This is a genomic window from Methylophilus sp. 13 (assembly GCF_015354335.1).
GTDB classification, from domain to species: domain Bacteria; phylum Pseudomonadota; class Gammaproteobacteria; order Burkholderiales; family Methylophilaceae; genus Methylophilus; species Methylophilus glucosoxydans.
The window spans coordinates 261,359-283,087 of record NZ_JADKYR010000001.1 but is presented as its reverse complement, the minus strand read 5'-3'; the positions used below and the strand labels follow the sequence as shown (position 1 = coordinate 283,087).

The window sequence follows — 21,729 nt, the reverse complement described above, 5'->3', positions numbered from 1 at the left end:
TCAGTGTATCTGTTGTGAAGGCGAGGGGAGGGTCTCTAAGGGTGCCAGAGCGGCACGTAAAGAGACAGAGGGGGCGGGCCGGGTATCTGGCTGATACTCCTCGACCCAGCGCTGCAAGTCTTGCTTGATTTGAGACTCTGGCAAATGCGGTATGGTCGCCAACCACTCGAGCAACTGCGTCAGCCAAAGGCTATCTGCACTGCGCGCTTGGGCAATCCGTAGTTTTTCATGGCTCGTCGGCAAGGTGTTTTCATCATCTGCCAGCAACTCTTCATAAAGCTTTTCACCCGGACGCAGGCCGGTAAACTCAATGCGTATCTCTTGCTCTTGCAGACCGGATAGTTTAATCATGTCGCGTGCCAGATCAATGATTTTGACCGGTGTGCCCATATCCATTACAAAGACTTCACCGCCGTTGCCCATGGTCGCTGCCTGTAATACCAGTTGCGCGGCTTCCGGGATGGACATAAAGTAACGTGTGATCTCCGGGTGGGTAATCGTGATCGGACCGCCGTGCGCAATTTGCTCGCGAAATTTTGGAATCACGCTGCCACTGCTTCCCAGCACGTTGCCAAAACGCACCGTGATAAAACGGGTGTGATTTTGCTTGTTTTGCAAGCCCTGACAAATGAGTTCGGCCAGACGCTTGCTGGCACCCATGACATTGGTCGGATTCACTGCTTTATCAGTGGAGACCAGCACAAAGGTGGGCACATTAGCTGCCTGGCACGCCGCTGCAATCTGGTAGGTGCCGTAGGCATTGTTCTGCAAGGCCTCTACCACGTTAAAATGCTCCATCATAGGCACATGCTTATAGGCCCCGGCATGTAACACAACCTCCGGCTGATGATTTTGCAAGATGCGTTGCATCCTGGCCTGATTCTTCACATCCGCCACCAGATAGACCAGCTCTGTATTGGTGACGGACTGATTAAATTCTTGCTGCAAGGTATACAACGCATATTCCGAGATATCCAGACAGATTAATTGTGCCGGGTGAAAACTCAGTATTTGTCTGCACAGTTCAGAGCCAATGGAGCCCGCAGCCCCCGAGACCAGCACTACCTTGTTAGCCAACATCGTACTCAAGCCATGGGTATCCAGCTGCACCACATCACGCCCCAGCAAGTCCTCGACATCAATCTTGCGAATTTGCGAGAGACTGACCCGGCCACTGATCAGGTCAGACATGGCTGGCAGGGTCAAAACCTCCATCTCGGGAGATTTTCTGGCGGCTTCCACCGCCAATCTGCGTTTCTGGTGCCGGCTACTTGGCATCGCGATCATGCAATGCCGGCAGCCATAACGTGCGGCAATTGCTGGAATATCTTCCAGACCACCTTCTACCTTGGTGTGCATAATTTCGCGGCCCACCAGCCTGTTCGCTGGATCTATCATGGCCACGACACGCCATTCCGGATTTTTACTGAGCTCTTTAATCAGGTTAAAAGAAGCATCTTCAACCCCGATCACAATCACAGGTTTACCTTGCAGCGCAACCGTATTAAATAAACGCCGCTCTTTCCAGGCACGGTATAAAAAACGGCTCCCGCCCATCGCCAAAATGAGCAACATAGGATTCAGGATCAGCACCGAGCGCGGGATGATGATCGTTGGGTGGACCAGCAGGGCATACGCTGCGCTAAGCAAGGCAGCAAATCCTACTGCGCGCATAATCCGTTTTAAATCGGGCAGACTGGCAAACCGCCAAAGTCCTTTATAAAGGCCAAAGCTATAAAAACAGATCGCATGAATGGCAAAAATCACTGGCAATGTCTGCCAGATATGCTGTACAAAGTTGGGCGGTATCTGGAAGTTAAAGCGTAACAAGAACGCAAATACCCATGCCGCGATCACAACGACCGCATCATGTTTAAAAGCAAGAAAAGACAAAACGCGTGCTGGTAGCCTGAGCATAGAAATCAAATAATCAATCAATGCGTGATGTTATCACGCCGGATGACCTTGATCACTGTCATGCAGATAATCTTAATATCTAACCAGATTGATCGATGCTTTAGATAGTATTCATCCAGAGCCACTTTTTGTGGAATGGGAATTTCGTCCCGTCCATTTACTTGTGCCCAGCCGGTGATGCCTGGTTTCAGAGTATGAACGTTCTTTTCAGTGCGTAATGCGATTAAATCGTCTTGATTGAAAAGTGCAGGACGTGGCCCGACAACAGACATATCCCCTTTCAGCACGCTCCATAATTGCGGTAACTCGTCTAGGCTGGTTTTTCTGATAAAACTTCCTACAGGTGTTAAGAATGCATTGGGATCCGTTTGCTGATTCAGCAAATGGGTGGCAATTTGAGGTGTTCCCACACGCATGGACCGGAATTTTGGCATGCTAAAAAGCTTGTTTTTCTGACCGACTCGCTTGCTCCAGTATAATGCGGGGCCTTTAGAGCTTAGTTTTACTAATAGATAAGTGATTAATAAACATGGACTTAAGCATACTGTTGCGATCAAAGCCAGTAAGATATCTAAAACTCTCTTAATCCACATAATCTGTCACAGTCTGTTTAATGCCATCTTCGAAGTTTAGAACTGGCCTCCAATTAAGAAGTCGTTTCGCTTTGCTTATATCCAGCTGCAAGTTGCTTAACAAACGTTCATTCAGATAATGTTTACCTACAAGATTAAAAAAAATAGATAAAAGTGATGCAGGTATCGGGAGTTGCCATGAGTTTCGTCCTAATGCTGCTCTTATCGTATTGACGAGTTGTTTAGTTGAAATATCTTGATCATCAGAAATTAGAAATGTCTGGTTAGCTGCTGTTGGATGGATGCAGCATAACTCAATAAAATTATTCAAATTATCTAAACTCACAAGACTACGCTTGTTGCGTACAGATCCAAACGGTAACGGAACTGGTTTCTTGCAGAGTTGAATCAATGATTTAAAGTTAGCTTTTACTCCTGGCCCATAAATCAAAGGTGCACGAATAATTACCAACTCTATTTGATGCTCGGTACAAAAATCTTTTAATAATAGCTCAGCTTCTAATTTAGTTTGACCATATGCGTCCAACGGTGCCGGTGCATATGACTCGTCGAATGGTACGTTTGTAACCTCACCATTCACCTTAATAGAACTCAAAAAAATAAAACGCTTTATTCCCGATGATCTAGCTAACTCAGCCACCTTAAGAGTGTAGTTTACATTCACTGCTCTATAAGCCGAATAAACATCCTCTGTAGTTTCATGCATGACGTGTGCACGTCCTGCAAGGTGAATTAGGCAACTGTAATAATCAAAAGGTAACTCTGATGGATTAAAATCACGGCGCAATGCTGTGACATTGTGCTTGCAGTTGATGAGCATTTTGCTCAATGATGCGCCCACAAATCCATTGGCACCCGTAATCAATAAATTCATGATTTTTTGGCTAAAAACAAAGCAAAAAAGGCAAAACCCAGCTGATCACGTAGTCGTCGTCTAAATTGATGGGCAAATATTGCGAGGTAACAACGATCCCAAATGCATAGGTTGGTCATTTTTTTAATAGGTTCCGCTTCCTGATAACCAAGTTCTTTGGCAATTAAGAGGATTTGTTGTAAATACCATCCTTGTTTTAATTTTGATACTCTCGCTATAAATGCTTTCATGCCAGTATTTGCTCCAACTACATTTGTAGCATGTTGACGATATAAAATTGTAGGTGTGGGATCTATATACCATTTATAGTTGTTCGATCTTGCAAATGCATAAATAAACCAGTCATGCAAAGCAACAGTGCTTAGTTCGGTTTGTTTTTTTCTGAGCAATTCTTGAATTGCCAGCGCCAGTTTTTGCGAAATCACAAAGGTACAACCCGGGCCAGCAGATTCAAACATATAGTCATACCGTGTTTGTGATTGCGCTTTATGGATAAGCTGCTTTTTACCATCAGACCAGAATGCAGTCACGTTGCTGGAATATCCATCAATATTTTGACGTTTAATTTTGTCGAGAGCTATTGAGAGTTTTTCTGGTAGCCATATGTCATCTTGGTCAGAAAAGGCGATGTATGAGTACTCTGCGAAAGCAACGTCGCGAATTAGTCTGAAAAAATTCAGAGCAGCATTCCCCTGCCTAGTATGACTTGGTAAGACAGTGACGTTAGAGAATTTGTTAGCGTAGTCATGAATAATTTTTTGAGATAGATCTGAGGATAAGTCATCGGAAATATATAAGTCTAAAATAACATTTTCTTGAGCTAGTATCGATTCTAACTGTTCTTCTAACCAGCTTTCCCCATTAAAAACGGTGAGTAATATTGCTATTTTAGGCATGTGGGATCAAGTTCTGTTTTGGGGATTGCATGGCAAGTGTGTGTATTAATATCCAGTTTGCCTCTGATATTTTTTAAGCCATGCATAATACCCAAAGACATTTTTATAAAACGCTCTTTTCTTAATGGGGCGAAAGTTAAAAAATATGTTGCAAATTGAATAAGTCGCCATATAAAGTGACTTTTCCAGATAAACGACATAGGGTTATCTTTCAACATTAAGATGGTATTACGGAACATATAATAGTCTCTTAGAGGGGAGTGATAAGAGACCTGCCTCCATCCAAAAAACCAAACTTTTTTAACTTCATCGCCAAGTGAGTGTTTCATTTTTGCGTTAGGTATACCAATTGTACGGTAACCTGCATTACGCGCTCTAAAGCACCACTCAGTATCAACGTGATCAATGAAGTAATCACTTTTCATACCGCCACATTTCTTTAATAAATTTAAATTGATAGTTGTGCCTGATGCAATTAGAAAGGCAGTGTCAACTAGTTGCTCTGCTTGATGTGATTTTTCTGGAAACCATCTGTTTGGAAAAAGTTTTTTCTGAATTATGAAGAATGAGCTTATACCTGATCTTGGGTCTTCGTATGATGGACCGGATGCAATAACATTTTCGGTAAGTGCGTTTAGCAATCTTGAAAACATTTCCACGGTTGGGATACTATCTTGATCGAACAGGATTGCTCTAGAAAAGCCGCTTTCAATGGCACAGATTAGGCCTATGTTTTGAGCATATCCAATACCAAGATTTTCTTTGAGACTAATAATTTTTGCAGTGCTAAAAAACTCATTTAATTGAATTTTAGAGATATTATCTGAGCCGTTGTCTACAAATACTATGAGATCGCTGTGCGAGCTTAGTATATCAAATTGCTCCATTAGTAAATCAATATTGGGATTAAATGTTACAACGATGGAACAGAATTTATTTTGCATTATTTTTTCTCAAGAGCTCCTTTGTTTTTTTTGCAAAGGAGTGAGTGATTGAATTGCTTAGAAGGAATAGATAAGTATTGCTCAAGAATTTATCTAATGGCGAGGCCATTTTCAACTCTTTTGACTCGCCAGATACATTCCATGTGGTAATAACTTGAGAGGCATTATTTCTATAGAATAATTCATCTTCATCTAAGTTTTTTCCGTCTAAGTACCAAGGTAAGTGGCGAGCAAACAGCTTTACAGATCGTATTGCCGGACCAAAACAATATGGTGTGTTTGGTCGATATAATGCAAAAGTTGTGTCAATGTCTGCTATGTAGTTTTCATTTATTCTGTTTTTATAAAATTGCTTTTCCCAAGATGTGACAGTTTTCTTCAAATGAAAGTGATCTGGTAAATCGTCTATTTTGAGAGAAAAGCCAGCCTTTTTGAACTTTGGGAGTTTCAATAAAGACTCAAAGAATGTTGCAACATAATCTGACTTAGCTTCAATAGTAGGTATGACATCAGGATCTGTATATACGAACCAATTAGCTTTAATGAAGTCTCTTAATTCCTCAAGTTGCCAGAGAACAGTATGCCCCAGATTTTCATGAAGATTTATGACTTTAAATTCAGATTGAGATAAGAACTCAAGTAGGGGAGGGAATGAGGAGTTGTTATTTAACAGAATTAAATTCTTATAACCATCATTTTCTAATCTAGAAATTAACTGTCTGAGGCATGAAAGTCTGTCCCTAACAATTATTATTATTGGGATATTTTGCTTTAAGCTCTCTTTTTCGTTGGTGGTTAAATCACATGCTGTTTTTTTATAAGTTCTTCTGTGCAGCATATACTTTAGAAATACTAAAGGACATTTAATATAACCATAAATCGATTTTGGCAGTAAGTTATACCTCATTAGAGGATTTGATAATTCAATCTGACCGATACTTTTCCATATTTTAAGAATATGCCTTGCAATTAAAAAGTCATATTGGCTTGAAACTATTGCATTCCCCGTCAATAGATAATGTGCAACACGTTTGTATTCTTCAAGGTTTAAGAAAAATCTAATATCTTTATATGAGGTAAATTGTGTTATTTGATAGTTTGATATTAAGGTAGCCATTGCCTCATGACGTGGAGCTCTTAATGCACTATCTGATTCCTTATATACTCTATAGTTTACAAGCGGTTTTGGTAGATTTTCGCCCTTCAGACCAGCATTAATCGCTCTAGACCATAGTTCATAGTCTTGAGCAGGTAATTCCTGATACGATAAATTGTACTTAATTATCAAATCCCTCCGCATTATTACGGATGGATGTGCGAAAGGAGTACCAACCATCAAATGAAGTTTTATTTCATCATTTGAAAGTGGTTCTCTGTGGATTTTTAAGAAGTTATCGTCTTCATCTATGAGATTTATGTAGCTTCCTGAAATAAATATTTCTAGATGGCTTTCCATAAACTCAACTTGGACTCGAAGTCTTTCTGACAAAGATACGTCGTCTGCATCTTGGCGTACGATATATTTTCCTTTTGATAGACTAATTCCGTAGTTTAAAGCATTCGCTAAGCCAGGAAGATAGGAATTCTTATAGACTTTTACTCTGTTATCTTTTTTAGAAAAATCATGCAGAATTTCTATTGTTTTATCTGTTGAATAATCATCTATTATAATGAATTCAAAGTTAGTGTAGTCTTGATCAATAATGCTTTGTAGGGATTTTCGTAAGTATTTCTCACCATTTTTGACTGATGTGATTACTGATACTAGTGGTAAAGCGGATAGTGTTGGTTGACTCATATACCGACTATTAGTTATTACTGGTTTTTATAATTTTTAGGATTGTAAAGTAAGCGAATTAAAGATAACAAACTATATGCTTGATGAATCAGAAATCTGATAATTTTTATTAAGAACAAAGGACCATTTTGCCACCAATAGACGTAGTATATAAACTTTATAATAGGTTGATTTTTGAACCTTACTAATAGTTGTTCTAAAACATCTATTTGTTGAGAGGTAAAGTAGGGTTCTAAGTGAAGAGCCTTTTTGTTGAAAATTCTATATTTGGCTAGTATGCCAAGTAAATGGTTATTTATACTAGTATTTCCTGAAACCTGATCTTGATTTTTTAAATATAGAGTTGTGTATTCATAGAGTTCCAACTGGCAATTGTTTATACATTCTTCAGTAACTTGGTGTGAAGCATTTGTTGGCGTGGTAATGAATGCTTCTTGAGTGTTTACAATTTTGTTCCCTTGTTGGATTACTCTGATATAAAAGTCGATATCCACTAACCATTTCAGCTTATTGTCATATTCGATATTAATATTTCTTCTGTAAATTGTGGAGCTGGGCGATCCAATTAAATTTCCAAGTATTAATAACTCTGGGTTCGTTTGAATTTGCGCAACTTGTCTCTCTGACGCAGTATGAATCCAACTCTTATTGTTAGTCACATTTTTAACTTTGCTAGCTGAAAACCCAAAATTTGCAGTTGGGTTCTCATCCATTAGGCTAATAAATTTTTCAAGCGATTGTGGGGATGAAAAAGAATCGTCATGATGCATTAGCTTAATAAGATCGCTTGTAGCATGTTGAATTGCAAAGTTCCAATTTTTTGGAGAACCTAAGGGAGAAGAGTTTTTAAAGTATTTTAAACGCCCTCCAAAATCAAATTGTTTTATAAGGTTATAAACTGAATCATCTGGCGAATCATCGGATATAATTAGTTCATAGTCCTTAATGGTTTGTTCTGATATTGAAAGCAGGCATTCTTTCAAATAGGCAACCTGCATATATGCAGGAATGCATATCGATACTTTAGGCATTTTGTATTTTTCTAATAACTTTTAGTGCTAAATTGTATATTTTAACAAAATGAGATTGATAAAAGAAATAATCTCTCATTATTGAGTAAAAAGAGGTGCCAGCATGAATAATGATGTTTTGGGAAAACTTCTCGGGATTTGCTTCTTTGCTTAAAATGTATAAAAATTGATAGGCTCTGGCATCACTCAAGCGAGCTAATTTAAATATGCTAATAAATGAAGCTGATAACTCGGTTCTCTTAAACTCCACTCTGTAAAAACTACGTTCCAATGAAAAAAGGTGCTCTGTTAACAATTCTAATTTTTCAAACATTTTATCTGCAGTATTTCTTGTAAAGAATCTCAGATGAGTTCGTTCCAATAAGCCCGAGTCAGTGTAATTAAAACTGCCATTAAAAAGCGCTAATCGTACGCCGCCAAATGCAACATTAGGGATGGATATAAAAATTTTTGTACTTGAATCAATATATTTCATGAGCTGTTTCAGCATCTCGAGCGGATCAGATATGTGTTCTATAACGTCAGCTAGAATTATGATGTCGTATTTTTTTTCACTAATCTCAGCATAAAATTCTTGAACATATCCACATAGCATTGTTCGATAAAAATTGGCCGCCATGTTTGCCGCATAGCGATTAGGCTCAACACCGTCGATCGATACATTTTTTTTTGACTTTAATATAGCTCGTGCTAATACACCACTACCTGCGCCAATATCTAAAATTTTTTGGCCATCTTTAACGTAATTAACGATATGAAATATTGGATGTGCTTGGTCTTTTAGAATTGCATCAATAACATCATCTGATACATTGTAGTTATTATCGGGTCTAGAAAACATTTCACAACCTTATCCAATTTGAGGGAATAATGTCTTTGGAATTTAATTCAGTGGATTTAAACCAGTTTTTTGGGGCTATTACAATTTTATCAGTATTAGGATTCAGCCAAGCTCCCCACCAGCTGAAAGAACTATTGGCAATAATATGATGCTGACATGCGCTCATAAGTCGTAGATCTTCATAATTTGTTTTGGCTGAGTTATTTCTGACATATGTAACCTCTGCATCTATGATCAAGTTTTTTTCTACCCATGAATGATCATCTGAAAAAACAAAAACATGTAAATCACGTGCATCAAGCTTTCTTTTTAAGAGTTGCAATGCTTCTTGATAATAGCCAAGACTGCAAACACCATGAATAGCATTAGTTTGGCTGTTGTTAACATAATCCCCTCTGCGAATATGCAGAGAAATTGATTTAGACGAGTTAATTTTCTCTAGAGTCTGCAAGTTTTCTAGTGAAGGATGAGTGGTAATTCTGAAGTCGCTTCTAATAATAGATTCGTGTTCTTTAAAATATTGCTCTGACTGCCAATATCCATCTAGATATATATCACCTTTAATGTTGTTGATTAGAGGATTAAATAGCAACCCGTTTTCTTTGAAAACCTTTGTTTTTTTATTACGGTTAAAAAGGTTACAAAATCGCTGGTATGAAGGTTTTTTTTCATTTTTTAATAGTTCAGATGTGGATAAATTTGCTATGGCGTTGAAATGATTTAATCCATAGTCATGTAATACGTAATTCTCAAAGCCTGTTATATCTAGTTTGAGTAAGTCATTCCTTCTTATTGATAATGATCTACCTGCAGCATATTGAAACATCTGATTACCTAAACCGCCAATTACACGAACTGTAATCACAAGTTATTCCTTTAAAGCCCAATTTTCCCAAATAAAGTTATATTGATATGTTGGATAGTGTGTTTTCGAAAGTCTACTTTGTAGGTTCAACATTCTAGATTCTGCTTCCGGGAAGAAATCGTGAAACTGAACTTGAATGTTAGTTATTTTGTGTATTAATCCTGTTTCAATTATATGATTTAGTAAATCATATTCACCGCCCTCTATATTAATTTTCATTAAAGCAATAACTTCTAACTTCTGATCTTTGAACCAGCTTTCAAAGCTTCTTAGTTGTACTTTAGTAGTTTCTTGGTTTAGTCTTATCGATGACGAAGCATCACCATCAACTGAAATATTAATAATGCTATTTGAGCTGCTAAGTCCAAAATTGAGTACATGAATTCTTTTATTTTGAGAAAACCTTTTTGAGATTGCAGCAAAAAAATCAGGCACAGGTTCAAAAATGTATATTTTGCATTGATATTTGGAAAATATATCACTAGCCCATTGACCCTCATATCCCCCAACATCTAGAACCACATCGTTTTCGTTTAGGTCATAATTTAACCTCAAGGACTTGTCGCCATTATCTTTTAACCACGCTTGATGGGGAGTCATTTCATTAGCTGTTGGTTTACCCTCTTTTGAGGAGGATAGACAAATTAACTCGGATAGTTTTAAGATTTTGACTCCAATATAGCCAAGTAGTCTTGCAAGAAAACTTTTCATTTACTTTTTCCAATCACAGTAATTGCCATTTTGGAGTGAGGAAGTGCATTCCTTCAACTCGTGGAAGTCTGCGAAGAGCTTTTGCGCCGCCTTCGTGAACTTCAAATCTCCCACACTCCAAAACATAGTCATATGGTTCTGATGATGCGTTGCCAACCCATAAGCTAATCAAATATTCTCCGGGATAAAATCTTATATCCTCTAACATAACTTCAAATACACACTCGCCTTTCATTGAGTTAGGTATATAGTTAGAGTCTGTAGCTAGCATATTTGCTATTTGATAACCAGATATAGTTGAGAGCTGGACTGCCAAAGTAATATCATTACCTTTTAATTGTTTGTCAAAGTTAACAGCGAATCTTATCAGCAAATTTGAGCCTACATAAATCATGCTATAGTCAGAGTCGTGAGCTAGTATTTGTACCCAGGTGATTTGTGCAATATCTCTTTTACCCTCTCTGTTCTCCCAAGAGTCGAGCATAACTCTTGTCCCTAGCTCTGTTGTGTTGCTTTGGGTCGCGTATTTTTCAAGCACTTCCTGCGTGGGACCATCTGCAATCAATCTACCACTTTCTAGCAGTAAGCTTCTGTTGCAAATTCGAGATATCGCAGCCATATTATGGGAGACGAGCATAACTGCTCGGCCACTATCTCGACCTAATCTTCTTATTTGATCAAAGCATTTTTGTTGAAATTTTTGGTCCCCCACAGCGAGTACTTCATCTAAAATGAGAAGCTCTGGCTCTAAATGTGCGGCTACAGAAAATGCTAATCGCACATACATTCCACTTGAGTAACGCTTTACAGGAGTATCTAGAAAACGTTCAATTTCTGAAAACTCAACAATCTCGTCGAATTTCATTTTAATCTCATTTCGGCCCATTCCTAAAATTGCGCCATTAAGATATATGTTCTCTCTGCCAGTTAGCTCAGGGTGGAAACCTGTTCCAACTTCAAGAAGGCAGCCAAGTTTGCCAACTAGGGTTATTTTTCCGCTTGTTGGTTTCGTGATTCTTGATAAAGTTTTTAAAAGTGTAGATTTTCCAGCACCATTTCTTCCAATTACGCCAATACATTCTCCGGCATTGATAGAAAATGATATATCTTTAAGGGCCCAGAAAACTTCACTAGTACTTGATTTTTGTAGCGGGTTTTTTAACCTAGAATAAAATCGCCCCATTCCGTGAGTTATTTCATCCCTCACGGTTTTGTACCTATCTGATTGATTATGGTTAATTAAATAGCTTTTTGAAATATTTTCAACTTTAATTACTGGCGACATGCTAAATCCTATCTGCAAAGCTATCTTCTGCATTCTTAAAGAAGATTAAGCCATACACAAACATTAAAAGTGTAATAACTATTCCAGTAATAGACATTGATACATTGAAATTGCTTGATTGATTAAATATGCACCATCTAAATCCATCAATAATGCTTGCCATCGGGTTAATATAAAATAACCAAAGCCATTTATCAGGAATAATTTGACTGCTAAATCCCACAGGGGAAATATACATGCCTAATTGCACCATAAAAGGAATTAAATATCTAAAGTCCCTGTAGGTAACATTTAAAGCTGCGGTCCAAATACTTAATCCAATAGTTAGTAATACCAACCAAATGATAAATGCTGGCAGTATTAGAATATGCCAAGTAAACTCAACCTGATACCAAACTAAAAGTACGCAAAATATTATTCCTGTGATAAGTGCATCAACTAGACAGGCGGCGATACTTGAAAGGGGCATTAACAATCTTGGGAAGTAGATTTTTGTAATAATGTTTGCATTTGCAACCAAGCTATTACCTGCTTCGGAAAGAGAACTGGAGAAAAATTGCCAAGGTATCATTCCAGCAAACACAAATAGAAAGTAGGGGGTATTTCCGGATGGCAGTTTTGCAACTTTCCCGAAAATAAAAGCAAAAACCATCACCGTTATTAACGGCCTAAATATGGCCCATGCAACACCAAAAAATGTTTGTTTGTATCTGACTAAGAGATCTCTCCAAGTCAAAAGGAAGAGCAAGTCTTTAAAATTCCACAAATCTCTTAATACATCTTTGGAGGATTTTTCGGAGCTGATAGTTGTTATCGGTTTTGTATTGACTGATTTAGGGGGCAAGTCGAACATTAGTTTAATTTTCATTATCACTATTTAGGAAAGCGTTTCGTATAGCAAGTGGATTTCTTCCAATAGCGAGTAGTGATGATTTCCGATAAATAATCCATTTTTGTCAATATGCTCTGCATTTTTTAAACTGCCTGATACTGTTGAATCAAAATATTTAATTACCTCGTTCTTGGTAAAGTTTCCAGTAACTATTGGCCTACATTCAATTCCAGCATGAACAAGTTTTGAAATTAATTCTTGACGCGTCAATTTGCTTGTGGATTTTATGACTAGACTAAAACCAAACCAACTACTCTCGCCGATTTCTTTCTGAATTAATATGTCGGGATGTTCTGATAGTTTAGATTTGAGTAGTTCAGCATTTTTTCTTCTCTCGCTAATTAGACTGGGTAGTTTTTCCAGCTGCTGTAGGCCTATTGCCCCCGATAGTTCTAAAGGTCTGAGATTGTATCCCGGTAATACAAAGCGGAATGATTCTTCAAAGGGTTCATCACTTTTTTCACCACATACAAGGTTGTTTTTGGGCAAGTTACGTGTCCAGCCATGCGCTCGTAGGGACAGCATGATCTGGTAGAGCTCTTCATCGTTGGTGACGACTAAGCCACCTTCCATGGTGGAGATATGGTGGCTGAAGAAGGTGCTGTAAGTACCCATCAGACCAAAAGTACCTGCCTGCTTGCCTTCAAAGGTCGCTCCCATGGATTCACAATTGTCTTCCAGCAACAGGATGTTTTTATCTTTTGTAATTTGTTGAATGCGCTTAAAATCATTAGGGTTGCCCAAAAGGTTCACTGCCAGAATTGCGCGTGTATTCTCAGTAATCGCCGATTCCAGCTGTTCCAGATCAAAATTTAGTGTACCCAGGTCAATATCGACAAATTTCAGTTTCAGTCCGTATTGGTATAAAGGGTAATACGTGGTGCTCCAAGATACTGCTGGCACGATCACTTCATCACCACGTTTCAACTGGTAAGCTGGGTTCTGGCTATAAAACAATGCGGCAATCATAATAAGATTAGCTGAGGAGCCCGAGTTGACCATAATGGCATATTCGCTGCCTGTGAATGAGGCAAATTGTTCCTCGAATGTTTTGACGTGATTACCCATGGTAAACATCCCAGAATCAATCACGCGGTGCATCGCCGCTATTTCCTTCTCATCCCAGGTGGTGGTGGCGAGAGGGTATTTAAAAGACATTATTGCTGTTCCTTCAGATAAAATTGATAAGTGCTGGCGATGCCTTGCTTGAGTGAGTGTTTGGGTTGCCAGCCCAAGGCCGTTTGCTTGTCCACATTGACCAGTTTCCGCGCCATGCCTACAGGTTTACTTAGGTCATGTACGAAGGTACCTTCAAAACCGATGACCTCGGCAGTTGCTTCATAATATTCATTGATTGTATAGTCATAGCCGAGGCCGACATTCATCACCGCTGGCAATTCAGGAAATCGATCAACGGCAGAGATTATAAAGTTTGCCAAATCGCCAGCATACATAAACTCCCGTCTTGCCTCGCCGTTGCCCCATATCTCAACGGTTTTCTCCCCATGCTGTTTGGCTAGGTGGATTTTATGGATGATAGCTGGGATTAAGTGTGAGTGTTTGGGATCAAACTTATCATACTTCCCATACAAGTTGCAGGGTACTAATGTCTTGTAATTAAAGTCGGGATGCTCCCGCTGAATGTACTCTCCCAAACGCGCCGTGACAATCTTGGCCAATGCGTAACCTTCATTGGTCGCCTCCAGCTCCCCGGTTAAAATCTTCTCTTCCGTTAGTGGTTCCTGATGGTTTCTAGGATACATACAGGAACTTCCCAAATTGAGCACTTGTTTTACACCATTTTCCAGGCAGGCCATTAGTAGGTTTCGGCCCATGTCTAAGTTATTGACTAGAAAGCTAACAGGTTCGCGGATATTTGCCTGTATACCGCCCACCATCCCAGCAGCATGGATGACTAACTCTGGTTTAAATTCGGCAATCATTTGGCGGGTTTGGGCATAATCGAGTAGATTCATTTGCTGGCTAGCTGGTGCCAACCATTCGATTGATGTACCAGCAAAGGCATCAATCAGATTTTTGCCAACTAGTCCACTGCCGCCAGTAAGTAAAATGCGCATGATTTGTTTAATCGAAATAGTTTTGCACCACGTAGCCGTGTTTTTTAACTAACTCATCGCGTTCTGCAGTGCGTAAGTCCTCTCTTACCATTTCTGTGACTAAATCTGCAAACGGAATTTTAGGAGTCCAGCCTAGCTTTTCTCTCGCTTTAGAGGCATCACCCAGGAGGGTTTCAACTTCGGTTGGGCGGAAATAACGTGGATCCACTTGCACTACACATTTGCCTTTCTGATCATATCCTTTTTCGTCTACGCCCTCACCTTGCCAATGGATAGTTATTCCAAGTTCTGCGGCAGCCGCATCGACAAAATCGCGCACACTATATTGCACGCCAGTGGCTATCACAAAGTCTTCGGCTATCTGCTGTTGTAGCATCAGCCATTGCATCTCCACATAATCCTTGGCATGACCCCAGTCGCGTTTGGCATCTAGATTGCCTAGATAGAGACAATCCTGTAAACCAAGTTTGATGCGCGCTAGTGCTCTTGTTATCTTACGCGTGACGAAAGTTTCGCCGCGTATGGGGCTCTCATGATTGAACAGAATGCCATTACAAGCATATATGCCATAGGCCTCACGGTAATTTATAGTAATCCAATAGGCATACAACTTGGCTACGGCGTAGGGGCTGCGTGGATAGAATGGAGTCGTTTCCTTTTGCGGTGTTTCTTGTACCAGTCCATAGAGTTCTGAGGTTGAAGCTTGGTAATATTTAGTTTTCTTCGTCAGACCAAGAATACGGATTGCTTCCAAAATGCGTAAGGCGCCTAAGGCATCAGAGTTAGCTGTGTATTCTGGCTCTTCAAATGAAACGGCGACATGACTCTGAGCTGCTAAATTATAAATCTCATCAGGTTGTACTTTCTGGATGATATGCGTGAGGCTTGAGGAGTCTGTCATGTCCCCGTGATGTAAGTAAAAGGGTTTTCCTTGTGAATGTGTATCATGAAAAAGATGATCTACGCGTGCCGTATTAAACAACGATGATCGTCTTTTAATGCCGTGAACAATGTAACCTTTATTAAGGAGAAGTTCTGCCAGATAGGCGCCATCTTGGCCAGTAACGCCAGTGATTAATGCAACTTTGGGAGACATGTTTAGACGATTCGGTTAAAAAGTGTGTGGATTATATCATGTGTGACAACTTGGAAAGGGTCGAGCACATATCCTACATTAAAGGGGCTTACTCGCCAGCATCGCCTTAATATTTGCCATCTTACTCTTGCCATAATCTTTACTCAGCACCTGATCTGGCCCATTAAACGGGTTGCCAAAGTGTTTAACATCATCTTTAGGCAATTCGCTAATAAAACGGCTAGGCTCGCAGGCTTGCATTTCTCCGGCGCGTTTACGTTTTTTGCACCAGGTGATGTTGAGTGATTTTTGGGCGCGGGTAATGCCTACATACATGAGTCGGCGTTCTTCTTCAATCTGGTCGGCGTCGATGGAGTTGGTGTGAGGCAGGATGCCTTCTTCACAGCCGATCAGAAACACATGGCCGTATTCCAGTCCTTTTGAGGCGTGCAGGGTAGAGAGTTTGACGGCATCTGGTTCGCCATCTTCGCGGCCTTCTAGCATGGTGATGAGCGAAACCAGTTGTGTCAGTTCGATGAGGTTTTTACCGTCCGATTCATGGCCGAACTCGGTCGAGGCTTCGCCTTTTTTGCTGAGCCAGGCGACGAATTCTTGTACATTGCCCCAGCGCGTCTCGGCAGATCTGGCTTCTTCACCGTCGTACAGATAGCTTTCATACTGGATGGCGGTGAGTAAATCGCTGAGCACTTCGTTAGCAGGGTCTTTGACAGCACGGCCTTGCAGTGTTTGGATAAAGCGGCAGAAGGTTAGCAGGTCATCGAGCTGTTTGGCGCCGACCTCATGCTGAAAGCCACCTTCAAAGGCGGCGGCAAACAATGACATCTTGTGTGCGCTGGCGTATTCGCCCAATCGCTCCAGCGTGGTGTTGCCTATGCCTTTTTTCGGCGTGGTGGCGGCACGGATAAAGGCAGGATCATCATCTTCGTTCATGATCAGGCGCAGATAGCTGATGATGTCTTTGATCTCAGCCTTGTCAAAAAATGATTGGCCCCCCGAAATTGTGTAGGGGATTTTGTGGTTACGCAGAAATTGCTCAATAATCCGCGCCTGGTGGTTGCTGCGGTAGAGAATGGCGTAGTCTTTGTAAGTCGTGCGATGCTCGAATTTGTGCGCTTGCAGCTTCATCACCACGGTTTCTGCTTCGTGCTCTTCACTTTGCGTCGCCGTGACGTGGATCAGGTCGCCGGTGCCGAGTTCGCTCCACAGTTTTTTCTCAAACAGTTTGGGGTTGTTGGCAATGACGTGGTTGGCCGCGCGCAAAATCCGCACGGTAGAGCGGTAGTTTTGTTCGAGCTTGATCACCTTGAGTTTGGAAAAGTCTGTGGTCAACTGACGCAAGTTCTCCACGTCGGCACCACGCCAGCCATAAATCGCCTGGTCATCGTCGCCTACGGCGGTGAATTGTGCTCTCAGGCCGGTTAGCTGTTTAATCAGTTTGTACTGGCAAGCATTGGTATCCTGATATTCATCCACGAGCAGGTAGTGCAACTTGCGTTGCCATTTTTCCAGCATTTCACTGTGCTGATCAAACAGCTCCACCGGCACCTTGATCAGGTCATCAAAGTCTACCGCCTGATACGCGCGCAGGGTTTGCTGATAAAGCTGGTACACCCGGGCTGCGGCATGGGTGAGCTCTTCATCGGCTTGTGATTTGGCCTGATCCGGACTGATAAAGTCATTCTTCCAACTGGAGATTTGCCATTGTGTTTTGCGCAACAGTTGCTTGTCGGTGGTGGCTAAAATATCACTGAGGATTTTAAAGCTGTCCGAGGCGTCCAGAATGGAGAATTGCGGTTTATAGCCGAGCAGCGCCGCTTCCTGGCGCAAAATCTGCAAGCCTAGGGAGTGAAAAGTGGTGACGGTAAGTCCCTTGCCACTTTTGCCTTCCAGCAAGGGGGTCACGCGTTCCTGCATCTCACGCGCGGCCTTGTTGGTAAAGGTGATCGCCGCGATTTGATGACCCTGGTAACCCGCCTGGTTGATCAGGTAGGCAATTTTCTGGGTAATGACGCGAGTTTTACCACTGCCAGCGCCTGCCAGTACCAGCAATGGGCCGTCAAGATAGTGAATCGCTTCACGCTGGGGAGGATTTAACAGATGCTGCATGAGCGGATTGATAAAACGTGTTTCAGTACAAAGTGGAGAATAATGGGAAAGCAGACAATTATTAGCCTAGATGGACTATTCAACCCTTTCATTTATATGGGTATAGTCCTGTAACCATAGTATGATGTTTCTTCAGGTTAACTAACTTTGTCCGTCCCTGTGTTTGATCTCAATAGCGCCATTCTATCATCAATTGGACTCACCCTAACGCTGGTTCTGGTCTTGATGATTTCTGGGGCCTATCAGCAGCGCCGCCTGATCATGGGTTGGGTGCGGGGCTTGCTCATTTTTGCCTGTGGACTGGCCGTGTATTTCTTTTCTCAAACTAGCCTCATCATCGGACCACAAAGTATCTATATTGCGGCGGCGGTGACTCTGGTGGCACAAGGCTTGAGTCAGCTCGTTAATGGGATACGTATGTTCAGGGGCTACCGCGTTTACCGCTATTGGACCTTGCTCGTGATTACCACCTTGCTGGCCTGCAATGCCGTGATGTTGAACATGCATATTTCCAATCGCTGGCTGCTACTGAGTAATTTAGCCGTTTTGCTCTGGATATTTGCCTACGGCAGCCGCAGTTTAGTGGGACATGGAAAAGATTTTGTCGCCAATATCTTTTGGCTGTGTTGTAGCCTGTTTGCCATGGTTGGCTTGATCCTGGCCATTGTCGCAGTCAAGGTTGGCCTGGCGGATCAGGCGAGTCTCGATGGTTTTGGCGACTGGAGTATCCATGCTTATCTGGTGTCCTTTTTCATGCTGGTCATCACGGCGGTGGTGAGCTTGCTGTTGTTGGTCATGCATGTCAAGGCTCAAGCCGGTTTGCAGGCGATTGCGACGCTGGATGGCCTGACCGGGGTGCTGAATCGGCGTGGCCTGCAAGAAGCCGCCAGTCGCATGCAGGCGGTTTCGCAACGCATTCAGCTCCCCATGGGCATGCTGATTGTCGACCTGGATTACTTTAAAAAGGTGAATGATGTGTATGGTCACCTGGTGGGCGATGTGGTGCTTAAGTCTTGCGCCGAGACCATACGTGCCGCCTTGCGTGGCGGCGATGTCATCGGGCGCTATGGTGGCGAGGAGTTCTGCATCCTGATGCCCAACACCGGTGAGCAGGAGGCAATGGTGCTGGCAGAGCGCATCCGCCGGATTATTGAGGTGACGCCCGTGAGCATTGCCGGCGTGGAGAGCATGAGTCGTGAGACACAGGCGATTAAATGTACGGTCAGTGTGGGGGCAGTGAGTTCAGAAACCATGGGCTATGTGATTGATGCCTTGTTTGCAGCGGCTGACCAAAATCTCTACCGTGCCAAGCAAAACGGCCGCAACCGTATTGTGAGCAATATAGAGCAGTTGCTTGATAAGTCCCCAGTGAAAGGTAAACCTGCGAAACGGCATGCCAGCGTGATTGCCTAACTTCAGAGCGCTCCTGCCGTTGACGTAGACTTTACGCTTGGTCTGATTCAGAGGCGGGTATTTCTTCCTGAACCGGACTACTTTGTTGCTCAGCCGCTTGTGCCAGCATTTCGGCTCGGCTTTGCGGGGACTCCAAGCTGACGCGGCCAATGGCGCCACTTCGATAGTCTGTGAGCAAGGCCATCGCTGTGCGCTCCATATCCCACTCTCCATCATTGCGTTTGTAGCTTCTGCGTTTGGCAATGGCTTGCAATAAGTCGATGCCATCTATTTCAGCCACATTCACCTTCATCACGTCCAGCTTGTAGCGTGTATTCATGAGCGCTGGATATTGCTTCAACAACACATTGCCCAAAAACTCAGCCACATCCTCATCAATCACTGCATTGCGGCCAATCGCATGGCTGGCGGCTAGCATATACCCATCTGAGGCGTGTTCGATTTTGGGCCACATCATGCCCGGCGTATCCGTGATGTTGAGGCTGTCGCTCAGTTCGAAACGTTGCTGGCTTTTGGTCACGGCCGGTTCATCGCCGACCTTGGCTGCACGCCGGTTGAGCAGGGCATTCATCAAGGTGGATTTGCCGACGTTGGGAATCCCCATGATCATCATGCGCAAGGGTTTCAGCGGCGTGCCGCGATGCGGGGCCAGTTGGCGGCATAGACTTGGGATTTTTTTTGCATCACCGGGCTTTTTGCAGGAGAGGGCAACCGCTTTGGTATTGGGCTGGCTGTTAAAGTAATTCAACCAGGCTTGCGTCACATTCGGATCAGCCAGATCGGCTTTGTTTAGGATTTTGAGGTTAGGGCGCTGGCGGAAATTACGCATTTCCTCAATCATGGGGTTGTGGCTGGCGGCGGGTACGCGGGCGTCCAGTACTTCAATGACGACATCAATGTGTTCCAGTGTCTCTTCTGCTTTTTTGCGGGCAGAAGTCATGTGCCCCGGAAACCATTGTATCGCCATATTTTTGCTCCATGCTTAACTCAAAAAATACGGGTTCAATGTCTTTGCCGTACCCGGTTGTGTGAGGAAGCTCTATGCCGTTATCAGCTGCGCACCTCACCATCAAGCGCGTATTTTAACATTTAAGCGGCCAGCCACTAAATACGATTGTCTTTTTAGCGATTACTTCCAGCTGTAACCCAGCGTAAACAGCGCGCGCGTATCGCCTTTACGCCGTTCATCGACAGGGCGGCTGTCATAGTTATAGTCGACTTGTGTAGAGGCACTCAAGCCGAAAATAAACGGAAAACGCAAGCCGGTAGAGCTGTAAAGCAGGATTTGTGACGGCGAGTTCGGCGTGTAAGTGACTTCATGCCGGTGGAATGCTTGCACAAATGAATCAAACAGGTATTGGTTATAGTTGACCGCCCAACGCAAGGCCGCATGATTCTCGTTACTTTCCTCGTAATAATCCTGGGTGATGTATGACAGACCACCTTCCAGTGAAAGATTGCGTTTTTCGCTTTCAAAAAACTGGTAACCCGTACCCACACTGTAGGTGCTACGCAAGCGAATGTCGCGGAAGCGGTCTTTTTCCTGAATCGTGTTCAAGTAGCCGTACCATTTTTTGGTAAAAAAGTGATCGTACTGACCACGGACTCGCCCATTATTCTGAGTCTGGCGATCTTTATCTGCAGCCCAATAGTAGTAGCCCTGTACGGTATAGCGCGTATCAAAGCCGCGCAAAATCGACTCGCCATTAAACTGCATGTTGCGGTTTTTACTGTTACCGTTGTTAAAAGCACCACCCAGGCTCATATTCCCGGTCCAGACATAGCCTTCGCCAATCAGATCCAGGGTCGGATTGATGTAATGAATTTCGCCGAGTTCAGTATCCACCAGCCGTGTATTCGTTTCCTCATCCAGAATGACCTGACCCTCAGTACTGTGTATCAAACGTCCGGTAACGATACTGCCATCTGATAGCTGCATCAGGATAGACTTTTCCGCATCAATGCTGTGGATGTCATCCCAGTTGATTTTAATCTCGTCTGCATAGCTGGTTTTAAAGGTGAGCTTGTTTGAGATTTTGACGCCTAGCGTCCCGGTGATTTTGTCCCCGTTTTTGAGCCATACCGTATCTGCCTGCGCCAGATGTGTCGTTAGCAGGAGCAGTAAAAAGGCCCATTGCAACCATCGCCACGGTTGTGATGGCGCGGTGTAGGATAGATATCGGCGTGCCTGAAGCATGGATTGTTGCGGCATAGGTACTACTCCCTGATTCGATTGAACAACAGCGCTGCGTGGCAGCGGATTGAACGCAGCGGTTGCGCTGCAAAGGCGGGTGTTTTTTATAAAACTGACCACCCTGTCTCTTACATGATTGCAAAACCAGCCTGAGAGTTCCCGCTAAAATCGGACTCAAAGACTTTAGCAGACGCA

General features: G+C 42.5%; 19 protein-coding genes. 1 reads left to right on the top strand and 18 read right to left on the bottom strand.

Annotated elements, in window-relative coordinates; translation table 11 throughout:
* The 16 genes from INP77_RS01340 to INP77_RS01265 all read right to left on the bottom strand — a co-directional run bounded on the left by INP77_RS01340 (position 1) and on the right by INP77_RS01265 (position 17,927).
* Entirely contained in the window at positions 1-1,917 is a 1,917-nt protein-coding gene (locus INP77_RS01340) for a nucleoside-diphosphate sugar epimerase/dehydratase (RefSeq protein ID WP_194746907.1), read from the bottom strand.
* Positions 1,918-1,934: 17 nt separating this feature from the next.
* Positions 1,935-2,510, bottom strand: a complete 576-nt coding sequence (locus INP77_RS01335; protein ID WP_228518637.1) for a sugar transferase — start codon at positions 2,508-2,510, stop codon at positions 1,935-1,937.
* The gene (locus INP77_RS01330; RefSeq protein WP_194746906.1) at positions 2,500-3,384 is read right to left on the bottom strand and encodes an NAD-dependent epimerase/dehydratase family protein; all 885 of its coding nucleotides are present in this window, start codon (positions 3,382-3,384) and stop codon (positions 2,500-2,502) included. The genes INP77_RS01335 and INP77_RS01330 overlap by 11 nt, the downstream gene beginning before the upstream one ends.
* Positions 3,381-4,280, bottom strand: a complete 900-nt coding sequence (locus INP77_RS01325) for a glycosyltransferase (RefSeq protein ID WP_194746905.1) — start codon at positions 4,278-4,280, stop codon at positions 3,381-3,383. The genes INP77_RS01330 and INP77_RS01325 overlap by 4 nt, the downstream gene beginning before the upstream one ends.
* The gene (locus INP77_RS01320) at positions 4,268-5,224 is read right to left on the bottom strand and encodes a glycosyltransferase family 2 protein (RefSeq protein ID WP_194746904.1); all 957 of its coding nucleotides are present in this window, start codon (positions 5,222-5,224) and stop codon (positions 4,268-4,270) included. Before INP77_RS01320 ends, INP77_RS01325 begins: the two co-directional genes overlap by 13 nt.
* On the bottom strand, positions 5,214-7,022 hold the full coding sequence (locus tag INP77_RS01315; RefSeq protein ID WP_194746903.1) for a glycosyltransferase: 1,809 nt from the start codon (positions 7,020-7,022) through the stop codon (positions 5,214-5,216). Before INP77_RS01315 ends, INP77_RS01320 begins: the two co-directional genes overlap by 11 nt.
* Before the next feature lie 17 nt (positions 7,023-7,039).
* A complete protein-coding gene (locus INP77_RS01310) occupies positions 7,040-8,053 on the bottom strand; it encodes a glycosyltransferase family 2 protein (RefSeq protein ID WP_194746902.1) in 1,014 nt (337 codons plus the stop codon).
* Positions 8,046-8,894: a bifunctional 2-polyprenyl-6-hydroxyphenol methylase/3-demethylubiquinol 3-O-methyltransferase UbiG gene (locus INP77_RS01305; RefSeq protein WP_194746901.1), complete on the bottom strand. Its 849-nt coding sequence runs from the start codon at positions 8,892-8,894 to the stop codon at positions 8,046-8,048. Before INP77_RS01305 ends, INP77_RS01310 begins: the two co-directional genes overlap by 8 nt.
* Before the next feature lies 1 nt (position 8,895).
* Positions 8,896-9,759 (bottom strand): alpha-1,2-fucosyltransferase, encoded by an 864-nt coding sequence (locus INP77_RS01300; RefSeq protein WP_194746900.1) that lies wholly within the window; start codon positions 9,757-9,759, stop codon positions 8,896-8,898.
* Positions 9,760-9,762: 3 nt separating this feature from the next.
* A complete protein-coding gene (locus INP77_RS01295; protein WP_194746899.1) occupies positions 9,763-10,470 on the bottom strand; it encodes an FkbM family methyltransferase in 708 nt (235 codons plus the stop codon).
* Positions 10,471-10,483: 13 nt separating this feature from the next.
* Positions 10,484-11,755 (bottom strand): polysaccharide ABC transporter ATP-binding protein, encoded by a 1,272-nt coding sequence (locus INP77_RS01290; RefSeq protein WP_194746898.1) that lies wholly within the window; start codon positions 11,753-11,755, stop codon positions 10,484-10,486.
* A gap of 1 nt (position 11,756) precedes the next feature.
* Complete coding sequence (locus INP77_RS01285) at positions 11,757-12,623, bottom strand: ABC transporter permease (RefSeq protein ID WP_228518636.1); 867 nt, start codon at positions 12,621-12,623, stop codon at positions 11,757-11,759.
* Positions 12,624-12,632: 9 nt separating this feature from the next.
* Positions 12,633-13,805 (bottom strand): DegT/DnrJ/EryC1/StrS aminotransferase family protein, encoded by a 1,173-nt coding sequence (locus INP77_RS01280; protein WP_194746897.1) that lies wholly within the window; start codon positions 13,803-13,805, stop codon positions 12,633-12,635.
* The gene (locus tag INP77_RS01275) at positions 13,805-14,725 is read right to left on the bottom strand and encodes a GDP-L-fucose synthase (protein ID WP_194746896.1); all 921 of its coding nucleotides are present in this window, start codon (positions 14,723-14,725) and stop codon (positions 13,805-13,807) included. Before INP77_RS01275 ends, INP77_RS01280 begins: the two co-directional genes overlap by 1 nt.
* A gap of 7 nt (positions 14,726-14,732) precedes the next feature.
* Entirely contained in the window at positions 14,733-15,821 is a 1,089-nt protein-coding gene (gene gmd, locus INP77_RS01270) for a GDP-mannose 4,6-dehydratase (protein ID WP_194746895.1), read from the bottom strand.
* 78 nt (positions 15,822-15,899) lie between these two features.
* Complete coding sequence (locus INP77_RS01265; protein ID WP_194746894.1) at positions 15,900-17,927, bottom strand: UvrD-helicase domain-containing protein; 2,028 nt, start codon at positions 17,925-17,927, stop codon at positions 15,900-15,902.
* Between the two features lie 225 nt (positions 17,928-18,152).
* Between INP77_RS01265 and INP77_RS01260 the strand changes: the two genes are divergently transcribed.
* Entirely contained in the window at positions 18,153-19,340 is a 1,188-nt protein-coding gene (locus tag INP77_RS01260; RefSeq protein ID WP_228518704.1) for a GGDEF domain-containing protein, read from the top strand.
* Positions 19,341-19,371: 31 nt separating this feature from the next.
* On the opposite strand, the gene ylqF is transcribed toward INP77_RS01260, so the two are convergent.
* Both ylqF and INP77_RS01250 read right to left on the bottom strand, forming a co-directional pair.
* The gene (ylqF, locus tag INP77_RS01255) at positions 19,372-20,307 is read right to left on the bottom strand and encodes a ribosome biogenesis GTPase YlqF (protein WP_194746893.1); all 936 of its coding nucleotides are present in this window, start codon (positions 20,305-20,307) and stop codon (positions 19,372-19,374) included.
* Between the two features lie 162 nt (positions 20,308-20,469).
* On the bottom strand, positions 20,470-21,552 hold the full coding sequence (locus INP77_RS01250) for a YdiY family protein (protein ID WP_228518635.1): 1,083 nt from the start codon (positions 21,550-21,552) through the stop codon (positions 20,470-20,472).
* Positions 21,553-21,729: the final 177 nt, after the last annotated feature.